Genomic DNA, 25,234 nt, shown 5'->3' with positions numbered 1-25,234 from the left:
TGCCGCTCTATTGGCCCCTGACGTGCCCGATGGCGTAGTAATTGTAGCGCCGATGCTTATCGACCGTCCGGGGCCTGTCGAGGTTGCCTGCGCGACCGAGTCGAGGCCATAGCGTGGGATTGCTGCCAAAGCTGGCGTCACTCGCATGAGTGACGCCGATTCCTCTGATGGTCAGCATTGCCGGCCGCGCTCCAACCGGTGTTGGGGCTGACGTTCATGATCGACGGCAGTCTCGCTATGATGTAGCTGAACTAGGCCGCAATCGCGCCCGCTTTGCTGCCTGCGCCCGAAGGGCTAAGCGTGCTGATCCGTGGGCCGGACTCGATAACGACGTTCGCTACCTACCGACGCCGCGCGCGGACCGCAGTCAGGCCGATGAATCCGCTGTGGTTGCATCAACGTTCGCGCCACCGGGGTTGCCAGAAGTTGGGGTGAAGTGGCTCGTGACAGGCGGCAGCGGCAGGAATGGCTTAAGCGTGTTCCTGATGACTTCTAGGCAGACCGCGCAGAACGGTTTCCCGAGCGTACGCATTTGGCAGTTGTATTGTGGACGATACAATCCGCAATGGAAATACCCTGCGCCTGTGAATGCACCAACCGTAGCGGCCGGGGCAGGCGATGCTTGGGTATCGCATTGCGTACAATTAGCGTTGACGGTGGTCGGTAGCGCAGTGGCCGCAGCGATCAGTGCGCCCCATTTGATCGTCGCGCGGTCGGTGTTGGCGGTTATGTTGGGTTGTGCCGGCTCGGTTCCCGTATAGGTGTCGTGGCCAGTTTCACCGCTTGAACAACCGGCGTACGTCGAATATTCGTCGGCGAGGCCGAATGCCGTGTGCCCCATTTCGTGGATACCAATTTGCTCTGCGCCGTCTGCTTTCGAAAACACCGCGACCGGCCCGCCGGAACCGCCGTAGATGGTGCTGTTGACGATCACTACCGTCATGTTCGTCTGTGGCACCTGCGTGCGCGCGACGTTCAACGCTGTAGCGGCGTCGACGCTGAGCAGCCGCCGTATTTGCCCACCTTCGCAAAACGTCGCGTCGAAATAGGTGCGCGCCGTCGCGCCGGTACCGTTGCACAAGCCCGCGGGGTCGTCAGCGCCGCTGTCGGTCGAGAAAACCTCGACGCGGTGTACGTTGACGGCCGACCACATCTCGTTGAACGGCGCGGTACCGGCGACAGCGTTTGCGAAGTTCCACGCGTGGGTCGCATAGGTCGCCAGTTCGGCCCTCTGGTAGCCGTCGCCAAGGATCACAAGATTCCAACGCGATACATCAGGACCGTGGTCGATGATCTTGCTGACGCCGATGACGGCGCCATCTGCGGTAGTCATTTCAGGATGTCATCCAAACTGAATCGGGCGATTTCGCGCGCCGCACCCGTGCCAACCCGCGGGCCACCGCCGCGCGCTCGTTCGGCGCGGATCGTGCCGAATGGTGCGACCGGCGGGTGCTCTGTCGCCAACAGAACCAGTGTCGCCGCTTCCCAATAGGCCGGTACAAGAATTTCGAAAACGCCGCGCCGCAGAGCTGTAACGTGCGTTGGGGTCGCGCCGGGCGCATGCGCTTCGCGATACCGCGGCATTGGATCATGCTGGATCCGTCGGTATAACGGCCGGCCGTGGGCGTCGCGCAATTCGAACCAGAACCCCGCCTTGCCTTCGGAGCTGCACAGCTCATGCGAGGGTGGCAGGGTCATTTCGACCAGATGCTTTGAGGCGAGCGATAGCGCGTCGCCGTCGTAGGCAAAGATCAGGCGCAGGGTGCGGCGGTACGGTGGACTTGGCATCGGCGAACATCGCAATCCGGCAGTGGTGCCACAATTTTCGAGAATGCATCGAGCTGATCGACCAGCGCGGACGTTGCGGTTGTGCCCGGCGACCTCAATCTGCTGCTGCTCGCTTGCGCCGGCGGGTCGACTGTACACCAAGGCCGACGTCCTCAAACGTCCATCGCTGCAATATTCCCAACACGTAGCTTGGCCGCATGTACTGCTCACCGATGACTGCCGCTGGCAGCGGTAGCATCATTTGGTTCTCGCATCTTGTTGCATAACGGGGATGTCGACAGCGAAGCCTCGTCGGGCTCATTGCGGCCAGCAAAACTAAGCCGCCGCTATGGCCACAACTACCCTCAGTAACGCGTGTCCGCATCCTTTACATTGATTATTCCAACGGAAAATAGCTGACTGGTCGCCGGTGCCGGAACAGCAATCGCAAGGTCGTTGTTCAGCTCAATTGCAATAGAGTGTGTGACCTTTCGAGCATGTCGCCAAAAGGGCCAACATGAGAACGATCCAGCTCGTCTGCGCATCCCTCTGCTGCCAAGGAGATGATAACGCCATTCGGACGCGCGATATCACTCGATATTGTTTAAGTCTGCATAAGGAAGGTTGATGGAGCCTTTGCGAGTATCGGCGTTTTTTATTGCTGCGAGTATTGATTTCTGATCAATGTCAATCTGATTCAAATTCATAAATGACAGCCGCACCATAATGCACCATTCTAGCTGGCCGGACGATGAAGAATCGATACATTTGTTGAACATAGACAATTTGTTGAACATAGACAATTTGTTGAACATAGACATGATGACAAAAACATTAAAAAAGATTCGCGTTTTAGGGGCTCTTTTGATTGCGGTCGCGCTGAATGGTTGCGGTGGCTCGGACGGCGGTTCAGTCACCGACCCGACTCACGCGTCAGTTGGTTCCAGCGTGGATGATGAACTAACGCCATACTACGTCCAGTCAATAACTTGGCATACCTGCGGATCTGACAATTTTCAAATTGTGAACAAAGACCTGCTGGGTCCGCTATCGACTAGGGCTAGTTGTACTACGGTAAAGGTGCCGTTGGATTACGATGATGCGTCCAAAGGTAGCGTCGGCATTGGCGTACTGCGAGTGACTGCCGGTAAGCCTGCAAACCGGCTTGGTGGCATATGGATGAATGAGCTTCCCCTGAAATTTCGCCTTCCAGCAGGTCGGATATAAACTCGACCGAAAGGAAGGAAAGAAGAAATGTTTAAGGTACCGCACCAGGTGTACACGGCGGAGTTCAAGGAAGCTGCAGTGCAACGAGTCAAGGACGGGCAAGGCGTGAGCGCCGTGGCCGGCGAATTGGGTATGTCGATACAGACGCTGCGCAACTGGCTCAAAGCGTCGGAAGCCGGCAAGCTGAACGGCCCGGGGGCGAAGGTCGTCACGGCGGAACAGACGGAGCTTTCGCGTCTGCGGGCGGAGAACAAGCGCTTGCAGATGGAGCTGGAAATCGCAAAAAAAGCGGCGGCGTTCTTCGCGAAGGACCTCCTGTGAAGTTCGCCTGGATTGACACGCAATGCCGGCACTATCCGCTGTCGGCGCTGTGCGAGGTCCTTGGAGTAAGCGTCAATGGCTATCGCGCGTGGAAGCGCGGCGGCACGCCTGAGCGACAGCGGCTGACCGATGTCCAGTTGCTCACGTTGATTCGAACGATTCATGCCAAAGTCAGAGGCGCCTACGGTTCGCCGCGCATGACCGACGAGGTGCGCTCTCGCGGCTTTCCGGCCAGCAAAGCACGTGTGGAGCGGCTGATGAGCGCCAACGGTATCCGAGCCCGCCACAAGCGCCGTTATCGGGTGACAACCGATTCTCGACACAAGCTGCCGGTTGCGGCAAACGTGTTGAACCGACAGTTCACGCGGGCCGAGCCCAATCAGGTGTTCACCTCGGACATCACGTACATCTGGACCGACGAAGGCTGGCTGTATCTGGCGGTCACGCTGGACCTGTTCAACCGGGAGGTCGTAGGTTGGTCCGTCAAGCCGCGCATGACGGCGGACCTCGTGACCGACGCATTGACGATGGCGTGGTTCCGCCGCCGGCCCGCGCCCGGCGTCCTGCATCATTCGGATAGAGGCAGTCAAGGCGGATTCAACCGGTCGTCGCAACACTCGATTATTGAGCAGACCTCAGGTATTCGTCCAGTGCTTCGGCAGGTGTCTTCCAACCAAGTGTTTTCCGGGGTCTGGTATTCAGTGCATTGGCAACGGCCTGGATTTCTCGAGCGCTCCACCGGGACAGGTCTGTACCCTTTGGGAAGTATTGTCGCAAGAGACCGTTCGTGTTCTCGTTCGTGCCGCGCTGCCATGGACTGTGCGGGTCGGCGAAGAATACCTGTACCCCGGACTCGACCGTGAAACGGGCGTGATCGGATAGTTCTTTGCCACGATCCCAGGTCAATGACCGCCACAACTGGGCGGGCAGGTCAGTCACGGTCTTCTTGAGCGCATTGGCCATCGTGACAGCTCCGTAGCCAGCCAGCGCAGGACCATTCTTCGTTCTGGGAATCAGCCCGTAGCCCTCCTCGCGAGGCAGATGGACGAGCATGGTGAACCGGCTTGACCGCTCAACCAGCGTTCCGATCGCGGACCGGTTTAGGCCGATGATCAGGTCACCTTCCCAATGCCCTGGCACAGCACGATCTTGCGCTTCAGCAGGCCGGCTGGAGATCATCACCTCCTCGCTAACGTGCGCCCAGGCCTTGGCCTGTGCCCGGGCCCTCGGCACGCGCAACGCCCGCCCAGTGCGCAAGCAGTTGACCAGCTCGCGCTTGAGAGCACCTCGGCCCTGGATATAAAGAGCCTGGTAAATGGCTTCGTGAGAGATGCGCATGGATTCGTCATCCGGGAAGTCGATCTGCAGCCGATTGGAAATCTGTTCGGGCGACCAGCCATTGACCCGTTTGCGATCACCGCGATGCGGTTTGTTTCTCCCTTTGAATGGTGCTTGCCGTGGCCCAGAAATCTCACGACCATCAGCGTCGCGAACCTTGCCCTCCAGACGGTCTTGCACGTAGTGGCGCAGCCGCGAGTTAGTCACCAGTTTCGAAGGTTTGGGTCTTTTGGCAACCAGCTCCGCCTTCCACTGCGCAACCGAAGCCCGATACTCAAGCTGCCCGCCACGCGTTGCAGCGTTACGTGTCAGTTCCCGGGAGACCGTTGATGGGTTGCGTCCAATACGGCGAGCAATCTCGCGCACCCCGACGCCTTGATGCGAAAGTAGTCCAATCTCTTCTCGCTCCGCGAACGACAGGTACCTCCCGGATATCGGGCTCAACATGGAAAGTGGCATGCCGCCATTATGTCGGAACCAGCGAGTGCCTACTGCCTGCGACACGCCAACCGCCTCTGCAGCCTTCTCGCTTGTAATGCCTGTTGCGATTTGCTCCCAGAATCGCCGCTCGATCTCGCGCCGATGCGACGGCGCACCGGGCGAGCGCATCGCTCCTCGCCCTGTCAACTTATGCATCCAACCCGCTGGTCGTCCCATAAACATCTCCTCGATCAAAGGTGTTGCGACGACCGGTTGAATCCGCCCAATACGCCAGCCACGACTTCCAGCGCAAGCTGGCCTCGTACGGGATGCGCTGCTCGATGAGTCGCAAAGGCAATTGCTGGGACACTCAGTCCAAAATACGCCTCGAACGTCGGACCGATCTGACCCGTGCTGGGATTGGCCGAGCTGCCTTGGCGTTGACCTGTCGATCGGGCTCCGTCGTTCCCCGAGCGTTGCCGGGCCCAGCGTTTGTGACCTGATAGGAGCTTTGTCCTGCACCGTGAGTGTCCTGTCCAGCGAATGGGGTTGGCGATGCGCCCACTTCGACGGAAACACGCATGGAACAACACGAAGTCATTCTTGGCGTCGACACGCATCTCGATACGCATGTCGGTGCAGTAATCAGCGAAACGGGGAAGCTCCTCGGAACCCTGTCGGTGACTGCCGAAACGGCGGGATATCTCAAGCTGCTGACCTGGGCAAATTCTCTTGGTCATCTGCGCCGCGCTGGCGTTGAAGGAACCGGCACCTATGGCGCAGGCCTTGCCCGTGTGTTGCGCGATCACGAGATCGAAGTGCTGGAGGTCAATCGTCCTGATCGGGCTGCGCGTCGATCGCGCGGAAAGTCCGATCCGACCGATGCGGAAAACGCTGCGCGAGCGGTCCTCGCCGAAAAAGCAACGGCGATTCCCAAAGAGCAATCTGGAGCGGCCGAAGCGATGCGAACTGTTTCCGTTGCTCGTCGTAGCGCCGTCAAGGCCAAGACGCAGGCGATCAATCAGTTGCGGGCCTTGCTGGTGAGCGCGCCGCAGGACATCCGCGAGCGTCTTCTGAAGACAAAGACTGCCGAATGCGTTGCTAGCTGCGCACGGCTGCGCTCGTTGGGTGATACGCCTATGTTGCAGACTCTGGCAACCACGTTGCGCTTGCTGGCAAAGCGCTACCTCGCGCTCGCGGAAGAGCTCAAGACGCTCGACGCGATGCTCGAACGCCTGACCCTCAAGCATGCCAGACGGCTTCGAGAACGATTCGGCGTTGGGCCTCAAACGGCGGCTGTGCTTGTTGCCGTTGCAGGCGACAATCCGGAACGCTTGAAAAGCGATGCTGCACTCGCCGCGCTTTGTGGCACGAGCCCATTGCAAGCATCCTCTGGCAAAACGGTCCGGCATCGCCTGAACCGCGGAGGCGACCGTGCTGCAAACAACGCCCTGTGGACCATCGCCATGGTGCGCATGCGCAGTGATCCGAGAACCCGGGCGTACGTCGAGCGACGAACCAAGGAAGGCATGTCGAACAAGGAAATTCACCGCTGCCTGAAGCGCTATATCGTCAGGGAGTTGTACCCGCTCATTCTGGCCGACTTGGCCGATTCGGCCCGCGCTTCTTGACATAGGAGCGTCAACGCGCCGACGGAAAGCTTCTTCAACAGCTTGAAGAACGAGCGGGTACACGGCACGCGGTATCGCACGCATCGCGACGCCGTTGCGGACTTGTTCGAATACATCGAAGTGTTTTATAACCGCAGTCGTCGTCATTCATCGCTCGGCTTCACGTCGCCAACTCAGTTCATGCAAGACTGGCTTGCGGCTCAGCGGACAAAGGATACGGCTGCATAACCCCGGACCTCTGGAAGGCGAAAAACCGAGGGAAGCTCAATCTGTACAATGGCGAGATTCTGGCCTATCAGATGAACACGCGCCCTCTGTTTGAACTGGCTCGCGGCGCACTAAGTTCGCGATTAAACAGGTTCGGCGCAATACACCCGGCTTCGGCGCGCCATGAGCGGTATTTCTTCACGCGCACCGGCGACTTCAGCTTCAGCTACACCATCAGACGTCGCACCGTCTTGCGTGTCACCCTCTGGCCTGCCACCCGGATCGCTTCCGCGATGCGCCGGTAGCCATAGCGGTCCTTGTTCCGTTCGCCACCGTCAAGCAATTTCGACTGATAGCAGAACGTACTGCGCGCCAGCTCCGCCGCCTTGAGCAGCGCGGGTAGCCGGTGATGCTGTCGCAGTTGCAGCACTATTTGCGTTTTATCTCTTGCGCCGCCCGCTTCTTCGCCTGAAGAAGGGTCGAGATTTGTAGTCTGGACAGGCATCCTGGACGGCTCCCTGCCCAACGCGATGAAAGGGATCACTCGGCAGTGACCGTGAACTTCTTGGACGCAAAGCTCAGGTTTCCGCGCGAAGAGGTGATTTCGAACCCGTACTGCAGGTCACCGATTTCAAGATCATCATCAAAATAGTTGAGCGAGCGCAGATATTTCATAAATGCCAGCACATCGATCGCGGCGTTGTCAGTCTTCGTCGTGCGGACGAACGTGTAGACGATGTTGCGGCGGTTGGTGCCCACGTACACGTTCCAACTTCCGTTGGACAGCGATACGTTTCGATAAAGTGGAATTGCGCATCCGGCTTGCGTCCAGTTGTAGGAGATGGGCTTGACATTGCCGCAACCTTCCGCAGTTCCGGTGTAGTTCAGCCATATCATGATTTCATGCTGCGCCTCACGTCCGGCCCAGATATCAAACGTTGACTCCCAGGCGCCACCAGATGGCGTAGTAGCCGAGACGATTGCGGAAAGCGAGTTCAGTGAGCCGATGGTCTTGTTGACTTTGTATCCGATGTGCGGATAGGACTTGATGCCACTGGTGTTGGGTTGATCTGAAGTAACGCTCCAGTCGACCTCGCTGTCTTCTCCGAGCTTGCTGTTAGCCCATATTGTCTGGGGACCCGCGGTGACATTACTGCAGGGTGACCACACGTCGTTGTTGATCGTGTACCTACCGTAGATCCGAGAAGCGAAGAGATTTTCCGCAGAGCAGGATGACGTTTCGGGGGAAGTAGCAGACCACGGCTGGGCCTGCGCACTGGCAGTCCAAAGCATCAGCGCGGCGGTGGCAATGGCGGCACGGGTCGCGCGGATCAAGATTCGGGGCATGGTCTTTCTGATCTCCTGTCAGGTAGTAGGGGTTGGTCGGCATCGGTGAAGGTCAGCGGCTTGGGCAACCTTCCGATCGAGAGAGAAACCGTGTGTGGGGCGACGTACTCTTAGACTGGGGGGCTCTCGCCAGTGGGCGCTCATGTCAGGTATCTCCATAGCGCTGCCGAGAGAGCGCATGTACACCGAACGTCCTTGAACACGAGCATAAAATCTTGCGCCGTTGGCGCCGCGCGAGACGGCCAAGTGATACCGATCTCAGCGTTACCGCTATAGTTCGACGGCCCGCGATTCGCCTTCACCGTCGATGGTTTCAGGCGACGTTGTATTGGCAAATGTTTTGTCTACCAGTGCCGCTCAATTCAAGCGAATGCCCCGACCAATCATCGTCAACTCTCCTGCGTTATGCTGTCAGATTTGGCTTTGGACCAGCGATTTTGTCCAAACGGAAACATAAAGTAGTCGCGCACGGTGAGGGGCTCGGGTTGATTGCGAAGGCCCACTTCGGGCCATTCGTCCCGTTTCGGCCAGTGTGCCGTGCTGAAGATAGTGTCCCAGATGGTCGTAAAGAACCCGTAGTTTCGGTGCCGATGATGCGGCTGAGTTGAGTGATGAATTCGGTGGAACTGACCGTCTCCGATGATATATCGCAGAGGCCCAAGGTTGATGCGCGTGCTGGAGTGCGACAGATGCGCCTGAAAGGTAATGAGGGTCATGGCAGCAGCCGGCACCACGCCAGACTCGAAGTGGATCAGCGCGAGCGGTAATGCTACAAACAAGGCGTAGATAACCGGCTCGGAAATGTGATGATTGCAATTCCATGCCGTCAGTTCGCGAATCGAGTGATGTGTAGCGTGCAAGCGCCAGAGGAATGGCACGGCGTGCTGTGCACGGTGCATCCAGTAGTAAAAGAAGTCACCGGCAATTGCGACCACAACGCCTGAAAGGATGGCGAAAGCCGTCTTGATAACTGCGTTGTCAGAGTGAAGCACTGTTGAAAGATTGACCGTCAGGAGCGGCTTGACGCCTAACCATTGCAAGCCCACAGCGTACAAGTGCCAGATTAGCGCGCCGCATCCAATCCGAATCGCCCAGTTCCGTGCGCCGCGAAGGTACGATGCGAAGCTGTATCGATAAGCCGGAAACGCGATCTCAAGAGCTGCACATAACGTGGCAAAAATCGCAAGCAATTTGAACGATTGGACGGCGAACTGGACCATCTGGTGGATATCGACAGCATTCATTGTTTGCTCCGGTGAACAGATCGAATTCGGAGATCTCGGGTCGAAAAGCTGGTTGTCAAAATGGCCGGCTTCTTCATGGGTGTCATGCAGTTACGTGACTTAAGAAGTACACCAATGTAGTAACTCGGAGTGCCAATCGATATCCGTGGCGATGGGCATTGCACGCCACAAGATCGTGCAAGGTGTCTATTGAGGGCGCCCCAACACGGTGACTGTGCCGCGGCAGCATCATCACTATCCGCCATTTTCTGAAATCGCAAAAATCAATTGTTTGGATAAGACGCATTCGCGTCACAAATGACTTTCTCAATACAGACTCAAGAGGTGGTCGAAGGCATAGCATGCACTGCACTCAAAGTGCACTGCCGTCGCGACGTGACAGTAACCGAAGGCCGGTGCCGTCGGCACGGCGCCCTAAGATAAATGAAGCCACGACATGATGACGTGCGCCGTGTGGAGCGGCCAGCGCAACTATTGTCGTTGCCACTCCGGCGGCAAGCTCGATAAGACGACGAATGCGGGGCGGGGGTTTCATGCATCTGTGAAATGGGTCGCGCATGCTATGCGAGACCGCAACTGAGATGCTTGTAGCGGCTGCGGATCGCTGCCAGAAGGGCTATCGAAGGTAGATTGAAAGTTCTAAAGTGATCACGGCGACGCCCACAATCCAACGGGCATGCGAAGACCACGTCGGCGTTGACCTGCGGTCCACACACCTGGTACTGCTTTTTTTGGGGCTCATCCTGAAACGTGAGCCCAATTCGAGAGTTCCTCGGCCGGTTCCGGCACGCCATCATATGGGGGGCCCTATCTAATTCGTCAAGCGTTAGGGGCTGACTTGGGTTCGTAAAAGGTGCCATCGCGCAGGATGGCGAACAGGACATCACAGCGTCGCCGTGCCAGCGCGATGAGTGCCTAGTTATGTCGCTTACCGTGCTGGACCTTGCGTGCGTGATACGCTCGCGAATCGGGGGGTCTCGCGAGGCCGCGAAGGCGATAGGAACAAGGCGCGCTTGAGTACCTTGTTGCCGCGCTTGGACGGATGCTCGCCCCGGATAGATGAGCCTGAGCGCCGGGTAACTGGTGCGAGGCCAGCGTAGGCCCGCCAGGTGACCTGCCGAAGCGAAGGCTTGGTGCGCGACCTCGGTGAGGAGTCTGGCGGCGGTCCTGACGCCCTCCCCGGCATGCTGGTCAGGACCGGCCAAAGAGGGTGAGCAAGCCCCGCCGCTCTACTTCGCCGGCGATTTCGTCGCGCTGCTTGCGTAAGGCGGCGAGCTGCTGAGCCAGGCGCGGCATGACGATGGTGGCGGTTTGCGTGCCGGGCACCGTCACGGCCTGTTCGCCCAGCGCTTGAACGATTTCGGCCCCCAATCCCGTGCCCATGCGTGGCGCGAGCTTGGTCAGGCGGTTGGCAAGCGTCTTCTCGCTGGTTGCTGCAAGCGCGGCTGGAGACGGGTAGCGCTCGAGTAGATCGAGCACGGCGGGATGCTCGAGGCGCGGTCCGAGAACGCGCTCAAGCGCGGGATGGATCTGGGTGAGCAGGCCGCGAATCCCGTTACTGGTTTGGGTAATTTGAGCGGCGAGCTCGTCGTCGAAGCCGCACAGCATGGGCAGCTCGGCAAGCGGTTCATCAGCTAACCGAAGCGAGCGCAGCGTATGCGGCATCGAACCGGCGGCCTCGGCGATGATTGCGGCGTCGCGGGCGTCTGTCTGGGCCTCACCGGCATGCAGGTCGGCAATGCGGCGCATCGCCAGTTCGGGCAGATCGGCAAGCAGAACGCCTTCATCGCGTGCGACGGCCAGCGGCAATGCGCCGATGGTGGCGGGCTGGTCGACAACGAAGAGAAGACGGCCATGGGTCTTGAATTCGAGTGGGCCTGCGACAACGGTGGCAAATCTCGGCATCTACGTTACGGACGGCCTTGGAATATTCCAGCCGAGTCCCTATTAGCGATCACCTGCCACCCACCAGGCCCGGTGACAACACCCCCCGGATCAGAAACTGCGACTGGGGGCGAGAATCATGCCGGGCCTGGCTGCCCAAAGCTTCAATTATCGAGGCGGGAAGATAGTAACTGGGGGCTGCAACCGGGGAAATGTTTGGCAGTCACATGCTACATGTGTGAGTTTGTAGACGAAAGCACGGTCCCGATCAAGGTCATTTTGTGGCGTTCAAATTTTACATAGATGCGATCATTGCAACACGCAACGTATTGGGAGGTGCTTTGGCCCACTTACGAAATTAGACGTCGTGAATTCGATCTCTCCCACCGGTTCGACGAACTGCAACTTCGGGATCAGTTCCTCGAACAGGATGCGCATCTCCATGTTTGCGAGATGCTGACCAAGACATACGTGAGCACCTGCCCCAAACGCAATGTGCCGATTCGGCCTTCGGTCGATATCGAATATGAAAGGGTCGGGGAAAACTTCCTCATCGCGATTGGCCGACCCGTAGCAGAGCATCAGCCAATCGCCCTTGCGGATAGTCCTGCCTCGCAAATTCGTGTCGGCTGCCGCCGTACGCATGAAATGACGCACTGGCGATGCGTAGCGGAGGCTCTCGTCGATGAATTGCGGAATGAGCGACGGGTCAGCCTTAAGCCGCGGCAGCAAATGGGGGAATTGACACAATGCCCACATCGCAACCGATATGGAAGACGAGACGGTGTCATGCCCGGCGGCGGCGATAATCACGTAGTAGCCGAGTCGGGTTGCCTCATCAATAGGCTGTCCATCGACAACCGCGTTGGCGAGCAAGGTGGCGATGTCGTTACGCGGTTTTTTCCGGCGATCTTCGGTCAGGCGATCAAAGTAACCCTTGAAGTCTGCTACAACTGACAGCAGCGCCTTGCCGATCGCACTTCCGGCGTCGCCCTGGCGACTGATATCGCGCTTGTATTCGGCATCCTCGCTTCCAAACATCTCCTGTGTGAGTCTCAACATACGGGGGGATTCTTCCTGCGGAACTCCGAGAATATCCATGATCACGTTCAGCGGATAGTGCGAGGCGAAATCGTTCGCAAAGTCAATTACGGAGCCGCTCTTTTGCAGAAGTTCCCCGATCATCAAATGTGCCAATGATCGGATGCGAGCCTCAAGCTTAACGACACTGTTCGGCATAAACCACGACTGTGTCAGTGCGCGCAAACTCTTGTGTTCGTCGCCGTCGACGTGGACGAGCGAACGGACGATGTTTGGACTACCGGTGGCCCCTATAACATGCGCGATAGATGCTTGCGGACGGCAGACGACGGAATAATCGCCGTTGCGAAACAGGGCACTGTTCCGGGAAATCATTGAGACGTCGGCGTGTTTTGTTACCACCCAGAATGGGTCATGCGCGTCCGCCATTGCTCGTCCAACGGGGTTGTTTGCACGCGCCCACGCGTATATCTCATGGAGCCCGTCGAGGTTTGTATACGACTGCGGATCAACCAGACGGTTTGCTATGTCTTTCGGTAGGTCGTAATTTGTCATGCTCACGATATTGCAGAAAAACTGACATGTGAAATCGAGGCAAGCAACGTGTATCGACGTATCCACTCATGGCTGGGATTGGGGTCGACCGACGTTTGCGGATCGCTCGCCAGTTGATGCGCACCGAAGCCGTCGCGTCGGCAAAAGAGGCGAACGGGCCGGGCGCATGCGTGCGCTCGTCGGATATTGTCCTTTTATACTATTCACGACTTTCGTCTTTCGCCTTAATGCATGTCAACCTTTCTTGATCACGTGATCATGCATTTGAGCCTCGAAGGTATCCCTTGTCAGACACAGCGCATGACAATGGCATTCGCGCACGAGGAGCAAGCTCCCCGCTTGTCGATGTCTTCGTGGCCAGGTGACAGAACCGGAAGGCCGTCGAACGGGCGCCCCTTTGCCCGGTGCGATGCGGCGCCTCTCACGCTGCAATGATTCTGCAGCCCATTCTATTGAGGCCGTCGTTCATATCTATCACTGCAAGGGGTGAATATTGCTCAACGCTGTGGGTCGTGGGTTTACGCTTAATTTGTATTCATGAATCGAGCGGTTGCGATGAAAATATTCAATTTGCGTTTGAGGAGGGCGGTAGCGCACATCCCCGCGCAACCGTGCCAATGACGTTCTTCGTCGAATGCCAGGCTTGCTAAAGATTGGCTGGCACTTTGACGCTATGACAAAAGTGGCTCATGACAGGAGGCAACTCTAAGTAAAAATCCTTTTCCGTATCCTTCAAACCGCCCGGATAACAGTCAGAGACGAAATCTTTCAACGGCGTCAGCGCCGGTTGGCAATTTGGGCGGGACGTCCTCACTGAATTCGTTCCATCGCGTAGCCTATGCTGCCAGCAATTGATGACCATGTTGGCTACTTACCTGATGCAAGAAAGGTCTGACCTTGATCAAGGGTTGCCGTGCGTTCGTCCCGTACACTTGTGTTGCAGCGGGTCGAACCGTCTCGCTCGACCTACTGTGGGGACTTTAGACGACCCGTCAGAGTATAGACGACTCCGATGGGTCACTTTTTTTCTGTGTCCCGGCTGTCCTTGCCAGTCGCCCACCCGTTCGTTGGGCGGTCATTAGTTCCGAAATAGAACGCGCGGGGAACAATGACCCGATTCCCGACAGTAGTCAGGTAGCATATCCCCTAATATTCGTTCCAAGCAGCGATCCGGACCATCTCTTTGACGGCTACCATTAGGCGGATTCCTCGCGAACTGGTGCAACACCCTTCGTCGCTGCTTTCTGCATGGCAAAGATTGGCGGCTGCTGGCAAGGTGAAATGCCGCTAGCACTGGGAAGCGGACCGCTGAAGGGCCAGATTTGAGATCTCCCGTAGCCCAATCACCGTGGGCAACGAGGTGTGCGAGGCGGGTTCCTGGCCGATATGAGTCATCCAATGAATTAAGGCGTTGATGCGGTTAGAGCGTGTTAGGAACTTTGAAGTACTGGCACGGCGTGGACAAGCATGAGCATTGCGAAGACGACAAAATGAAGCCCGGCGAGAGTTTCGGGGGGCCGTTCATAGTCACGTGCGAGACGCCGGAAACGGTTGAGCCAGCCAAAGCTGCGCTCGACCACCCACCGCCGGGGGAGCAGAACGAAACCCTTTTTCGTTTCTTCGAGTTTGATCACCTGAAGGTCAATACCCTCGTCGAATGCAGCCTGCGCTGGCTCTTTGCCCGTGTATCCCTGATCGGCAAATGCCACCTTGACCGTTCGTCCTGTTACCTGCTGGACCCGCCGCGCAAGCTCAGCTACCTGTGCGCGCTCCTGTTCATTGGCTGGGGTTACGTGCACCGCCAGCAACTGTCCCAACGTGTCTACTGCCATATGTACCTTGCTACCGCGCTTGCGCTTATAACCGTCATAACCCGCACGCGGGCCGCTCTCGCAGGTCGACTGTATCGTGCGGCCATCGAGGATGACCGCGCTGGGCTGTCCCCGACGGCCCTGTGCCACGCGTATCACCGAGCGCAGGTCGCTCACCATGCTCTCAAAGCAGCCCGCCTGCAACCACCGTTGAGTCTGCTGATACACCAGCTCCCACGGCGGGAAATCATTGGGCAGCATCCTCCACGGCGCGCCAGCACGAGCCATCCAGCGCAATGCATCAAACATGTCGCGCAGTTCGTATTTGCGCTGGGGCGCGTCGACGTCCATCAGCGTCAGATACGGCGCCGCGAAACTCCATTCCTCATCCGACACATCAGTCGGATACCCTTTGCGGTCTATTCTTTTCATCCCGCCAGGATAACAGATCTCAATCGAAGTTCCTAACACGCTCTAGGTCCGCAGTTGGCGCAATATGATGCGCTTTGGGTAGCCGTTCGCGCGTCGGAGCCTGTCTGCGTCGAATAGAGCTCGACATGCGTAGGTTGGTCGGTCATTGAGGGCCAGCGGCATCAGTCGGACGATTGAAACAATTGAGCCTTTCTTTCTTCCCGAGCTACGACGCTACAGGATCAACGAACGCGGCCCATCCCACCGCATCTGCGTTGTCGAAAGCGCAACCACGAGGCGTGGAGCGACAAATTATCTCTGTCTGAAATTGATGCGCATCTTCTTCGCTGCACTATGATCCGCAATCTGTCTTGGCAAGCGTGAAACGCGTGGGGTCTCGCGTTAATTCGCAACGTCGGTTGTAGGGGGCTGCGACCCTGACGTCCATTGCGCGCGCGCTGGCGACATATTGCTCGAGCACGGAAGATTGCCGCGGCGTGATGATAGGCAATTGGATTGCAAGATGCCGATGCGAGACGGGCTATTCGACAACGCGCGAATTAGCGACAAAGCTCGGTGTATCAAGTTAGGCAAAGCGGCCCTGTCCTCCAGTGAGCAATTTGGCCGGGCGCAACGAGCAGCTCAACGGCGAAGGGGTAAGTCCGACAGACGGGGCTATCGACGCAGGCCGGTGCAGTTGCGGATGGGCGCATATTTGGAAAGACATCAACGAGAAGCTGGCGTACACACCGGGAGTCGTCACGGTGAAGCGGCATGGGGAGTAAAAAAAGATCCGTCGCAGATGCGAGACGTTCAACTGGTACGGCGAGCTGACGGGTGGTGATCGTTGATGATGGAGCCTCGATCGGTCAAGCCGCAAACTTATTGGGGCTCAACCTCCATTCGAGACATATGCCGATCACAGTGGTCAGATTCCTGAGCAGGTGCTGTCGTTCGATTGCCTCATTTGCTTAACGCAGATGGTGTCAGGAATCCTTGCCGGTGGTGAACAGTTCATGTTCAGGCTGTCCCCGTTGGTTATCTATACACTGAATATGCCAGTGGCCGTTCGATGGAGCCCAACGTCCTTCTGTATACCGCAGCGCATATCCGGAGTCGCCTTCGAAAAGTCTGTAACGACAGTCGAGATTCAATCCTTCGAGAACATACGCGAGTGTGTTTTCGCTGGGCCCGCACACTAACGTGTTGCCGCAATCCACATGCAACGAGCCCCATTCGGGTAAGTCCAGTCCGGAGTGAGCCTCGCGCGACCATTGCCGCTTTTCTGTGTCGAGCCAGAGGATTGCGAATGCCATCGGACGGGTAGTATTAAACATGTCGAGCTGGACGGTAAGACGCATGAAAATTCTCCGAACACATATTCTCCACGCCTAGTTGACGTAGGAAACGGCGAACCTCGCCGCGGATCACTCGCTGATTTCTCATCTCCCAGCGTATGCGCATCGTTCGTCGATGTGCTGCTATCAAAACGATCGCGACAAGGACCGTCACTCTGCCTGAGATATCTCACGGGGGAGAGCGCTGTGCCTGTACTAACTGTGTGTCGCGATTCATGAAGATCAGAGATGGGGAACTGACTACCAGTGGCGGCCTCGGGCCATGCATGCCCGAGAGCTGCTGAACATCTTGATAAATTGTCGCGTACGGTGCGAGCGAGCAACTGCGAGATGTAGGGTTGGTGTACCACGCTGCAACGTGACAATACGGGTTTAGTTTGCCGCAGCAACAGAGGGCCTGTCGTTGACCACGATCAACCGAAGGCCCCGAGCTGCATTTGGAGTGTTGTCGGTTGCACATATGCTTGATGACAGACGGCGGGGAAGATCTGTCGCATACCGTCGTTGTGCCGCACAGGGCTAGCGCCAAGTTGCGTGTACTTCAATACGAGCATAGCGGTTCGAGGAAGGTTGCCAGCAACGGATATTCGATACTGATATACAACGACGGCGTTTGGGTCTCGTCGCGGATGCTGTCATGGACGATTCACAAATTGTCCACGTGCCACGTGCCTTGTGTGACCACGGCGCAAACCAGTTCGCGCCGTGGTCATATCAGGTTCCTCAGTGGAACGACGGCAGTATTAGCGTTTATTCGGTCTGCATAAGAAGAACTCATATTGGTGCGGTGGTTCGCTGTGGCATGATCATTATCAGCTGCGGAAGAATGCAGATAACTCGAAGCGGGCCTGCGCAAGAGTTCCAGTCCGTCAATTGACATGAAGTCCAATGCGATGCGCTCGGCCGCATCGGTAACCAACTACTTTGATCTCTGATATCTGTGCGCGACGGGTGTCAGGTGGAGCATGGGCGGCGCTTTCGCGTCCTTAAACAACTGTTTTCGACTATGGAGTGTGGACCTATGACCGCACGGCAGCCATTTTTATTGACACCGGGGCCATTGGCGTTGGACGCCGAAGTAAAGGCTGAGATGCAGTTTGACATGGGTTCCCGCGACGTGAGTTTCAAGAAAATAACGGAGCGAGTAAGGGGCCTGATTGTAGATTTGCTGGACGCTCGGGGGGTACTCGGCAGTACCCATACAGGGCGGCGGGTCTTACGGCGTAGAGGCGGCATTGGCTTCGTTCGTTGGGACGTCAGACCGGCCTCTCGTATGCATTAATGGAAACTACGGCGAGCGGATCCTCAAAATGCTGCAGATCCGAGGCATTAATGCCGTCAGCATCGTTGCCCCGAGTGATCAGTCCTTCCCCGTGACAAAAGTCGCTGCGTGCCTGGAAGGGGATTCGGGGATCACCCATCTTTGTTTTGTGCACTGTGAAACGACCACGGGAGTCGTCAATCCGCTCCGGCCAATGGTAGAGTTGGCAACGCGTCATGGTGTAAGAACCATTATCGACGCAATGAGTTCTTTCGGTGCGGTGGAAACCAGTGCCAGGGAAGTTCCGTTTGACGTCCTTGTGACCTCGAGTAACAAGTGCATCGAGGGTCCGCCGGGAGTGTCTTTTGTTGTTGCCTCGCTGGAAACGCTCGATAGCAAGACCTCAGAGACCAACTCGTTCGTGTTGGACGTTCGGGACCAATGGCGTAACTTCGAACAGACTGGCGAGTGGCGTTCCACGCCACCGACACATGTTGTTCAGGCGTGCGCAAAGGCCCTCGAAGAACTGGCTATTGAAGGGGTGGTTCGCCGTGGAGAGCGATACGCCTCTGTCCGTGACGCTGTCATCCGCGCAACTGGGCCATACGCCTCTCCATTGTTGGACCCGCGGGATCGATCGCCGGTATGCCTTGCGCTGACGGCACGCGATATCGTTCGTACGCAAGAAGATCTCGATGCGCTGTACGCCCATCTCGTGGAGTACAACCTCTACATCTATACCAAACTGCATCTTCCGACACGCAGTTTCAGGATCGGGTGCATGGGATGTATTGATCCGATGTGGATCCGCCTGCTGGGAATAGCATTTGAAGACTTTTTTTCAGCTTCATTCGATGAATCCGGAAGCCACCCGGGCCGCCGTATAACCGACTTATGGAAAAAGGCCATTTGACATGTCAAGAAACAATGCCAACGCCGAAATGAACCGCGAGACGTCACTTCTACACGCTGGCTATCGTCATGACCCCGTCACCAAAGCGGTGTCTGTACCGATTTATCAATCTACCGCCTATGAACTCGACGGCGATCTTGAAAAAATTGCCGATATCTACAACGTCCGACAAGATGGGTTCACGTATAGCAGGATCATCAACCCTACAACGCGCATCCTCGAGAAGCGATTCGCTGCAGTAGAGGGTGCGAGCGACGCCCTGGCGGTAGCCTCAGGGCAGTCCGCAACCTTTCTCGCTATCGCTAACCTGTGCAGCGGAAGGCCAGGCGATAACGTTGTCGCATCGAAGTATCTATATGGCAATACGTGGAATCTGCTCTTCAATACATTCAAACGATTGGGTATCGAGGCACGATCTGCGGATCCACGAGACGTAACATCGTTCGAGCGGATGTTGGACGACAGGACGATTGCTATGTTTGGAGAGACGTTTTCCAATCCGTGCCTTGTCCCGTTGCCTGTTCCGGCGCTGGTGGAAATCGGTGAGCGGCGCGGGATTCCTGTTATTGTAGATAACACGACAACCCCTTTGATTTGCCGTCCGAAAGCTCTGGGCGCGGATATCTCCACGTATTCCGCGACAAAGTATCTATGCGGCCACGGAACGACACTTGGCGGACTGATTGTCGATAACGGAAGCTTCGCGTTTGACGACGCAGGCCGCTTTCCGTTGTTCAACGACGGAGATGAAGCGCATGGCGACATCCTCTGGAAAGAAGCTGTTCTGAAACTTGGCGATCTTGGCGCAAGTCCCTATTTGCTTAAATCCCGGATGACTTGGCTTCGTGACACCGGCGCCGCGATCAGTCCCCTCGCCAGCTTTCAGCTGATACAAGGACTCGAAACCCTTCATCTGCGCATGCAGCGGCATTGCGAAAATGCCGTCGCGGTTGCGGAGTTCCTTAACGCCCATCCGAAGGTCGCACGTGTCTCATATCCATCACTGTCGTCAGGATACGAACGTGAGCTTGTCGACGAGTTAGTTGACGCTCGCGTCGGCTACGGCGCAATGATTATGTTTGAACTGGGCGATGAAGCGGCAGGGCGAAGATTCATAACCAACATCGAGCTAATGTACCACGTATCGAATGTCGGTGACGCGCGAACGTTGGTCACGCATCCCGTTTCGACAACGCACACAACGGTTCCCAAGGAAAAGCGCGAGGCCGCTGGTATTTTCGACGGTTCGATTCGGCTTTGCGTTGGGATTGAGAACATTGATGATATCGTCGCCGATCTTCAACGCGGACTTGACGCTGTCTGACGTCGATCTTTCTGGGAGGGAATTTGATCATGGAAATTTATGACGCTTGGCAATTGCGAGGCAAACGTTTCACCACCTGGCGATTCTCGCGCGACATTATGCGAGAGCTGTCCGAATTGAGGCCAGATAATTTGACCGGCGCACTTTACATTGTGAAGGACTATCTTGTCATTCTTGCGTGTGCTTATGCGACGATACGAATCTCGTGGTGGCTCTACCCGCTTGCAGTACTCATAATCGGCGCGCAACAACGCGGACTGACAACTATCGCGCATGATGCCGCGCACCGGACGCTTGCCAGGAGCACCGGATGGAACTACGTGCTCGGCATTGTCTTCGCCGCATATCCTGTTTTTCAGCGGCACTGGGCTTATCGCTACTCGCATGTTCATCTGCACCATCCATATCTCGGCGACCCTGAAAGGGATCCTGACCTGAAGTTCTTTATATCATCGGGCGTGTATGATGTGCGCCCGCCACGTGAATACGCGTTTGCCATTGTCTGGAAAGCGATGTTTGGCGGAGCGACGGTACGCTATCTCAAGTATCTATGGAGTGAGCGGTTTCTTATTTCTCGTGAGGGGAAAAAAGACATCGACAGGCGGGGTGCTGCCATCGACACCTATGGATTTGCGATATTCTGGCTGATTGTCGTTTTCGGCTTTGCCCTGACGCAATCGCTGGATTTGCTTGTGCTGTTCTGGCTTGTTCCATATCCATATCTAACCACGTTCCAAGCCTTGGGCTGGTTCATTGAACTCGCTGAGCATTCGCCAATGTGTGAGACCGAAACCGAAGATGTGTACTTGACGCGTAACCGCAAAGGCAATTTGATCGAGCGACTGCTGGTCGGCGCGAACCTTGATGAATATCATCTGGAACACCATCTTTCGCCAGGCGTGCCTTTCTGGCACCTGAAGCGGGCACAGAAGATCAGGTTGCGCGATCCGCGATATGCTGAGGTTGCAGAGTCATGGGGAGGACTCTTCGCTAGTGGACCAAAAGGGCAGCCAAGTGTCATCAACCAGCTGCTCGAGCGGAACAGGCGGCTGTACGAGGCCCAGCGCGGACGGTTAGCAGGGGAGGGCGTGGTCAATGAGTGATACACGTCGCCATCTGGGCTGCGCCGTCGTTAGAGTCACAGCCAATCGTCATCTTCAAGACGGCGTTCACCGCGACTGGTTGCGGCGGCGATATATCGAGGCGCTGACTAGACACGCGTCGGTCGAGTGCGTCATCTTACCGACGATCGACCGCGATCTGCCTTGCGACGCGATTTTCCAGAGATTACGCGACCTGATGCGTCGTCTTGACGGCCTTGTTCTAACTGGCGACGAATCAGATCTCGATCCCGGGATCTTTGACAGGAACGGTGGCGCTTGGGCGCTTGCTGAAGACGACATTGTCGCCTGCAGGACGGATCGTCCGCGAGACAGGCTGTCGATGGTTGCGTTGATGGTGGCGGAAGAACTGGATATGCCAGTATTGGGAATTTGCCGCGGTTTGCAGGAGATGAACGTTTACCGTGGCGGCACATTGCACGAAGATCTATCGTTGACGCACAAGGGGATCTCGCATCGCGAAAATCCAGAGATTCCTCGCGACGAACAGTACCGTCCGGTCCATACGGTTAAGGTCGCTTCCGGCGGCTTGCTGTCGTCCGTTATCCAGGGCGACGAGTTATGCGTCAATTCGTTGCATAGGCAAGGCATCGCGGAGCTTGGTGAAGGAATCCGAGTGGAGGCAGTAGCGGGGGACGGTGTCGTAGAAGCGCTGTCATATAGGAATTCACGCACCTTTCAACTGGCGCTGCAGTGGCATCCAGAATGGCATGCTTCCAGCGATGTAATCAGCCAGAAGATTCTGGGCGCCTTCGGGAGAGCCTGTGAGGCATATAACGCAGCGGTCCACTGAGATGCGGAGATTAGCCGGATTTTGTGTCGATAGTTGTTCCTTTCGGGAGTGATTTGCAAATCGAGGCGGGGCTTCATGGATTTTCATCTATTTGTTTTGTTTCTTGTTACTTTTACTGCCACCGTGGCTTTGCCTGGTCCGAACGTCATTTTTGCCGTTGCTCAAACATTGAAGCACGGGCTCAAAATCGCAATTCCTGGCGCGATCGGATTTGGTACTGGTGCGGCCGTTCACGCAGCAGTCGTATTGTCGGGTGTTGGGATTTTTATACAGGATAACCAATGGGTGTTACTTTATGTCTGATGGATAGGGGCGATATATCTTGGATGTCTTGCCATTATTGCTTTTTGTGGGAAACGGGAGTCAAGAACAGAAGATGGGGTGCGCTGGAACTCCAGACAGGTGTTTGTCGATTCCCTCATTGTCTCTCTAGCGAACCCTAAGGGGTGGTTGGCCACATTAGTTACGTATCCCAGTTTCATCAGCCCATCCGGTTCCTACCTTGGGCAGGCGGTTCCGATGGGAGCTGCGGCAACGGCGATCTCCGTCGGGGTCTATTGCGGATATATGTTTCTTGCAGATCGCGCAAGCGTGGTATTGATCAACAGATCCATGCTTGAGAAGATTACGGGCGCACTTTACGCATGCGTCGCAGCCAGCTTGATCTTCTTAAACAGGTGAAGACCTAAACTTGCTCGCAGTCGGTCAGACGTGGTGTTGTTGGTATGCCGTACAGTCTTGCGGGTATCGCGTAGTTTCGAAACGGAGGTTGTGCTTCCATGCCGATCAAGGTTCCAAAAGGTTTGCCGGCTGCAATTGCTTTACAAAAAGAAGGCATCAAGGTAATGGAGCACGAAGCTATGTATCGGCCGATTGAACGTCCTTTGCATATTGGTTTGCTAAACCTGATGCCCAATAAAATAGAGACGGAAATCCAGATTGCACGTCTCCTCGGTGCAACGCCCATATTGGTTGACCTCACCTTGGTAAAGATAGCCAGTCATTTACCCAAGAACACACCAGCAATTCATTTGGCGTCGTTTTACCAGGATTGGGAAGAGATAAAGGAGCGGATATTTGACGGCTTTATTATTACCGGCGCACCGGTTGAGTTGATCCCGTTTGAGGAAGTGGCGTATTGGAACGAGTTAACTCAGATTCTCAACTGGACTCAAACCAACACTCTGAGCTGCTTCAACATCTGCTGGGCCGCACAAGCGGCGCTATATCATTTCCACGGTCTGCCTAAGTACACATTGAATGAGAAGGCTTTTGGTGTCTTCAGGCACCAAGGCGTGGGGTCCACATCACCGTATCTGCGGGGCCTGTCAGACGATCTCTTTGTTCCCGTCTCCCGATGGACGGAAATGCGACGCGCCGACATCCCACCAGGCAGCGGTATCTGTGTGCTCATCGAATCGCCGGAAACAGGCCTGTGTCTGCTTGATGACCCGAACCATCATTCCCTGCATATATTTAATCACCTAGAGTACGATTCGCAAACGTTGGCAGACGAGTATCTCAGAGACCGTTCACTTGGTCGTCGGGTAAGTATTCCGGCAAATTATTTTCCGGAGGATTGCGAAGATCTTCGGCCGCGCAATTGCTGGCGCAGTCACGCCAACATAATTTTCGGAAACTGGATAAAACAAATTGGCATGATCAAGCCACATCAAGATTAGATCACTCGTTTGCCGGGTCAAATTTGTCCGCGCATAGTGGATTGGGTGCGCGTGCCGGAAGAGCTTATTTACGTTCCGCGGGAGGGAATATGAATCTGAAATTCGAAGAATTGAAACGGGATGTTGCTTCGGGTGCTATTGATACAGTTATCGCTTGCATGGTTGACATGCAAGGTCGGCTTGTCGGGAAGCGGTTTCAAGGGACTTTTTCGTTAAGCATGGCTATCTGGAAACGCATGCCTGCAATTACTTGTTGGCCAATGATATCGAGATGGAACCGGTGGCAGGGTACACGTGTTCAAGTTGGGAAGCTGGATATGGCGATTTTGTGCTCAAGCCCGACCTTTCGACATTGCGGCGCATTCCTTGGCTTGAAGCGACGGCGTTGGTAATTTGCGATGTTTTCGACCAGTGTCAGGAGCCCGTTGCTCATTCGCCGAGGCAGATTCTACAGGAGCAGCTTCGTCGTCTGAACGAGAGGGGAATGGCCGCGTGCTTCGCATCGTAATTAGAGTTCTACCTATTCGATGAGTCTTACGAGTATATATCGATGAAGAAATTTCGCGACCTCTTAACCTCTGGAACGTACAACCAAGACTACCATATCCTGTCGACCTCGCGACAGGAATCGGTCATGCGTCGGATAAGGAACGGATTGCACGGTGCGGGAATCGCGATCGAATGCTCGAAAGGGGAATCGGGGCCTGGGCAGGGCGAAATCAATGTACGCTACGCCGATCCGCTAGTGATGGCTGACCAACATACGCTAATTAAGCACGGCACCAAGGAAATTGCATCCCAGGAGAATAGAGCCATTACGTATATGGCCAAGTGGAACTACCAGTTGGCAGGTTCTTCCAGCCACATTCATTCCTCCCTGTGGACACTAGATGGAGCTCCGCTTTTTTTTGACAGAAATTCGCCCTATGGCATGGCCAATGTTATGCGCCACTACCTTGCGGGTCTTCTGAAGTATTCGAGAGACATCACGCTGTTTTTAGCGCCATACGTTAACTCATATAAACGATTTCAAAAAGGGACGTTCGCGCCGAACAAGGCGGTCTGGAGCCCAGACAATCGTACGGCTGGTTTCAGGGTTTGCGGCGAAGGCTCGTACGCGGCTAGGGTCGAATGTCGGATCGGAGGCGCGGATCTCAATCCATACCTGGCCTTCGCGGGGTTGATCGCGGCCGGCCTCGCGGGGATTACCGAGAACCTCGAACTGCCCGGTCCATGTCATGGTGACGCGTACCGTGATCGCGATCTTCCGGATATTCCCAAAACGCTAAGAGAATCGATCGAGGTTGCATCAAATTCAGCCTGGCTGCGGGATGTCCTGGGAGATGATGTTGTTAAGCATTACGTGCATGCGGCCCGGTGGGAACGGTTGGAATATGATCGCCGAATAACAGACTGAGAACTCGGGAGAGGATTCGAGAGAACCTAGGGGCAGGCTTACCGTTAGCTTGCTGCGGAGAACTGAGCATGCCCGATGCTACAGAAAGGGAAATGGGCGGCAAGTAACCCGAAAACTGCTACTGCAGATGGTGAAAATTCTCGCTACGATGACAAAAAGCG

Annotated in this window: 17 protein-coding genes and 4 pseudogenes; 11 read left to right on the top strand and 10 right to left on the bottom strand. The window is 56.1% G+C overall.

Annotated elements, in window-relative coordinates; translation table 11 throughout:
• Positions 1 to 367 precede the first annotated feature (367 nt).
• Together QFZ94_RS42900 and QFZ94_RS42895 are read right to left on the bottom strand one after the other, a co-directional pair.
• Positions 368 to 1,333, bottom strand: coding sequence for a M64 family metallopeptidase (locus QFZ94_RS42900; protein WP_429464073.1), 966 nt, complete (start codon positions 1,331 to 1,333; stop codon positions 368 to 370).
• Complete coding sequence (locus tag QFZ94_RS42895; RefSeq protein ID WP_429464072.1) at positions 1,330 to 1,926, bottom strand: hypothetical protein; 597 nt, start codon at positions 1,924 to 1,926, stop codon at positions 1,330 to 1,332. The genes QFZ94_RS42900 and QFZ94_RS42895 overlap by 4 nt, the downstream gene beginning before the upstream one ends.
• Positions 1,927 to 2,493: 567 nt before the next feature.
• Here QFZ94_RS42895 and QFZ94_RS42890 point away from each other — a divergent pair.
• The gene (locus tag QFZ94_RS42890) at positions 2,494 to 2,994 is read left to right on the top strand and encodes a hypothetical protein (RefSeq protein ID WP_429464070.1); all 501 of its coding nucleotides are present in this window, start codon (positions 2,494 to 2,496) and stop codon (positions 2,992 to 2,994) included.
• Between the two features lie 27 nt (positions 2,995 to 3,021).
• Positions 3,022 to 3,905, top strand: a pseudogene (locus QFZ94_RS42885) (IS3 family transposase); the annotation flags it as partial.
• 31 nt (positions 3,906 to 3,936) lie between these two features.
• Here the strand turns inward: QFZ94_RS42885 and QFZ94_RS42880 are convergent.
• A complete protein-coding gene (locus QFZ94_RS42880; RefSeq protein WP_429464301.1) occupies positions 3,937 to 5,289 on the bottom strand; it encodes an IS30 family transposase in 1,353 nt (450 codons plus the stop codon).
• A gap of 365 nt (positions 5,290 to 5,654) precedes the next feature.
• Here QFZ94_RS42880 and QFZ94_RS42875 point away from each other — a divergent pair, with 365 nt between their 5' ends.
• Positions 5,655 to 6,704, top strand: coding sequence for an IS110 family transposase (locus QFZ94_RS42875; RefSeq protein ID WP_368587999.1), 1,050 nt, complete (start codon positions 5,655 to 5,657; stop codon positions 6,702 to 6,704).
• Between the two features lie 12 nt (positions 6,705 to 6,716).
• Positions 6,717 to 6,932: pseudogene (locus QFZ94_RS42870) on the top strand (IS3 family transposase); the annotation flags it as partial.
• Between the two features lie 205 nt (positions 6,933 to 7,137).
• Here the strand turns inward: QFZ94_RS42870 and QFZ94_RS42865 are convergent.
• From QFZ94_RS42865 to QFZ94_RS42835, 7 genes and pseudogenes are all read right to left on the bottom strand, one after another.
• Complete coding sequence (locus QFZ94_RS42865) at positions 7,138 to 7,254, bottom strand: IS3 family transposase (RefSeq protein WP_429464325.1); 117 nt, start codon at positions 7,252 to 7,254, stop codon at positions 7,138 to 7,140.
• Positions 7,255 to 7,451: 197 nt separating this feature from the next.
• Positions 7,452 to 8,258 carry a GH12 family glycosyl hydrolase domain-containing protein gene (locus QFZ94_RS42860; protein WP_429464068.1) on the bottom strand — a complete coding sequence of 269 codons (807 nt, stop codon included), beginning with the start codon at positions 8,256 to 8,258 and terminating at the stop codon, positions 7,452 to 7,454.
• Positions 8,259 to 8,647: 389 nt separating this feature from the next.
• Positions 8,648 to 9,502 (bottom strand): sterol desaturase family protein, encoded by an 855-nt coding sequence (locus tag QFZ94_RS42855; protein ID WP_410853308.1) that lies wholly within the window; start codon positions 9,500 to 9,502, stop codon positions 8,648 to 8,650.
• A gap of 819 nt (positions 9,503 to 10,321) precedes the next feature.
• Positions 10,322 to 11,371, bottom strand: a pseudogene (locus QFZ94_RS42850) (IS110 family transposase); the annotation flags it as partial.
• A gap of 324 nt (positions 11,372 to 11,695) precedes the next feature.
• Positions 11,696 to 12,988, bottom strand: a complete 1,293-nt coding sequence (locus QFZ94_RS42845; protein ID WP_429464066.1) for a cytochrome P450 — start codon at positions 12,986 to 12,988, stop codon at positions 11,696 to 11,698.
• 1,424 nt (positions 12,989 to 14,412) lie between these two features.
• Positions 14,413 to 15,216: an IS5 family transposase gene (locus QFZ94_RS42840; protein ID WP_429464323.1), complete on the bottom strand. Its 804-nt coding sequence runs from the start codon at positions 15,214 to 15,216 to the stop codon at positions 14,413 to 14,415.
• Between the two features lie 974 nt (positions 15,217 to 16,190).
• A complete protein-coding gene (locus QFZ94_RS42835; protein WP_176383507.1) occupies positions 16,191 to 16,565 on the bottom strand; it encodes a DUF3564 family protein in 375 nt (124 codons plus the stop codon).
• 1,307 nt (positions 16,566 to 17,872) lie between these two features.
• On the opposite strand from QFZ94_RS42835, the gene QFZ94_RS42830 reads away from it, so the two are divergent.
• The 7 genes and pseudogenes from QFZ94_RS42830 (at position 17,873) to QFZ94_RS42800 (ending at position 25,073) form a co-directional block, all read left to right on the top strand.
• Positions 17,873 to 18,736 (top strand): aminotransferase class V-fold PLP-dependent enzyme, encoded by an 864-nt coding sequence (locus QFZ94_RS42830; protein ID WP_429464064.1) that lies wholly within the window; start codon positions 17,873 to 17,875, stop codon positions 18,734 to 18,736.
• A 1-nt stretch (position 18,737) separates the two neighbouring features.
• A complete protein-coding gene (locus QFZ94_RS42825) occupies positions 18,738 to 20,060 on the top strand; it encodes an O-acetylhomoserine aminocarboxypropyltransferase/cysteine synthase family protein (protein WP_429464062.1) in 1,323 nt (440 codons plus the stop codon).
• A 29-nt stretch (positions 20,061 to 20,089) separates the two neighbouring features.
• Entirely contained in the window at positions 20,090 to 21,163 is a 1,074-nt protein-coding gene (locus tag QFZ94_RS42820; protein WP_429464060.1) for a fatty acid desaturase, read from the top strand.
• Positions 21,156 to 21,974, top strand: coding sequence for a gamma-glutamyl-gamma-aminobutyrate hydrolase family protein (locus QFZ94_RS42815; protein ID WP_429464059.1), 819 nt, complete (start codon positions 21,156 to 21,158; stop codon positions 21,972 to 21,974). The genes QFZ94_RS42820 and QFZ94_RS42815 overlap by 8 nt, the downstream gene beginning before the upstream one ends.
• Before the next feature lie 75 nt (positions 21,975 to 22,049).
• Positions 22,050 to 22,655, top strand: a pseudogene (locus QFZ94_RS42810) (LysE family translocator).
• 98 nt (positions 22,656 to 22,753) lie between these two features.
• Entirely contained in the window at positions 22,754 to 23,656 is a 903-nt protein-coding gene (locus QFZ94_RS42805) for a homoserine O-succinyltransferase (RefSeq protein ID WP_368587787.1), read from the top strand.
• 550 nt (positions 23,657 to 24,206) lie between these two features.
• A complete protein-coding gene (locus QFZ94_RS42800; RefSeq protein ID WP_429464057.1) occupies positions 24,207 to 25,073 on the top strand; it encodes a glutamine synthetase family protein in 867 nt (288 codons plus the stop codon).
• Positions 25,074 to 25,234: the final 161 nt, after the last annotated feature.

The organism is Paraburkholderia sp. JPY465 (assembly GCF_050436725.1).
GTDB classification, from domain to species: domain Bacteria; phylum Pseudomonadota; class Gammaproteobacteria; order Burkholderiales; family Burkholderiaceae; genus Paraburkholderia; species Paraburkholderia youngii.
The sequence above is the reverse complement of the archived record's forward strand: the minus strand, read 5'-3'. Positions and strand labels throughout refer to the sequence as shown.

Bases quoted from the DNA above. Each gene is read 5' to 3' on its own strand.
- QFZ94_RS42860 (WP_429464068.1), bottom strand. From the start codon at position 8,258: ATGCCCCGAATCTTGATCCGCGCGACCCGTGCCGCCATTGCCACCGCC.
- QFZ94_RS42890 (WP_429464070.1), top strand. From the start codon at position 2,494: ATGCACCATTCTAGCTGGCCGGACGATGAAGAATCGATACATTTGTTG.
- QFZ94_RS42830 (WP_429464064.1), top strand. From the start codon at position 17,873: ATGCTGCAGATCCGAGGCATTAATGCCGTCAGCATCGTTGCCCCGAGT.
- QFZ94_RS42805 (WP_368587787.1), top strand. From the start codon at position 22,754: ATGCCGATCAAGGTTCCAAAAGGTTTGCCGGCTGCAATTGCTTTACAA.
- QFZ94_RS42820 (WP_429464060.1), top strand. From the start codon at position 20,090: ATGGAAATTTATGACGCTTGGCAATTGCGAGGCAAACGTTTCACCACC.
- QFZ94_RS42875 (WP_368587999.1), top strand. From the start codon at position 5,655: ATGGAACAACACGAAGTCATTCTTGGCGTCGACACGCATCTCGATACG.
- QFZ94_RS42900 (WP_429464073.1), bottom strand. From the start codon at position 1,333: ATGACTACCGCAGATGGCGCCGTCATCGGCGTCAGCAAGATCATCGAC.
- QFZ94_RS42825 (WP_429464062.1), top strand. From the start codon at position 18,738: ATGTCAAGAAACAATGCCAACGCCGAAATGAACCGCGAGACGTCACTT.
- QFZ94_RS42835 (WP_176383507.1), bottom strand. From the start codon at position 16,565: ATGCGTCTTACCGTCCAGCTCGACATGTTTAATACTACCCGTCCGATG.
- QFZ94_RS42800 (WP_429464057.1), top strand. From the start codon at position 24,207: ATGAAGAAATTTCGCGACCTCTTAACCTCTGGAACGTACAACCAAGAC.
- QFZ94_RS42815 (WP_429464059.1), top strand. From the start codon at position 21,156: ATGAGTGATACACGTCGCCATCTGGGCTGCGCCGTCGTTAGAGTCACA.
- QFZ94_RS42855 (WP_410853308.1), bottom strand. From the start codon at position 9,502: ATGAATGCTGTCGATATCCACCAGATGGTCCAGTTCGCCGTCCAATCG.
- QFZ94_RS42880 (WP_429464301.1), bottom strand. From the start codon at position 5,289: ATGCATAAGTTGACAGGGCGAGGAGCGATGCGCTCGCCCGGTGCGCCG.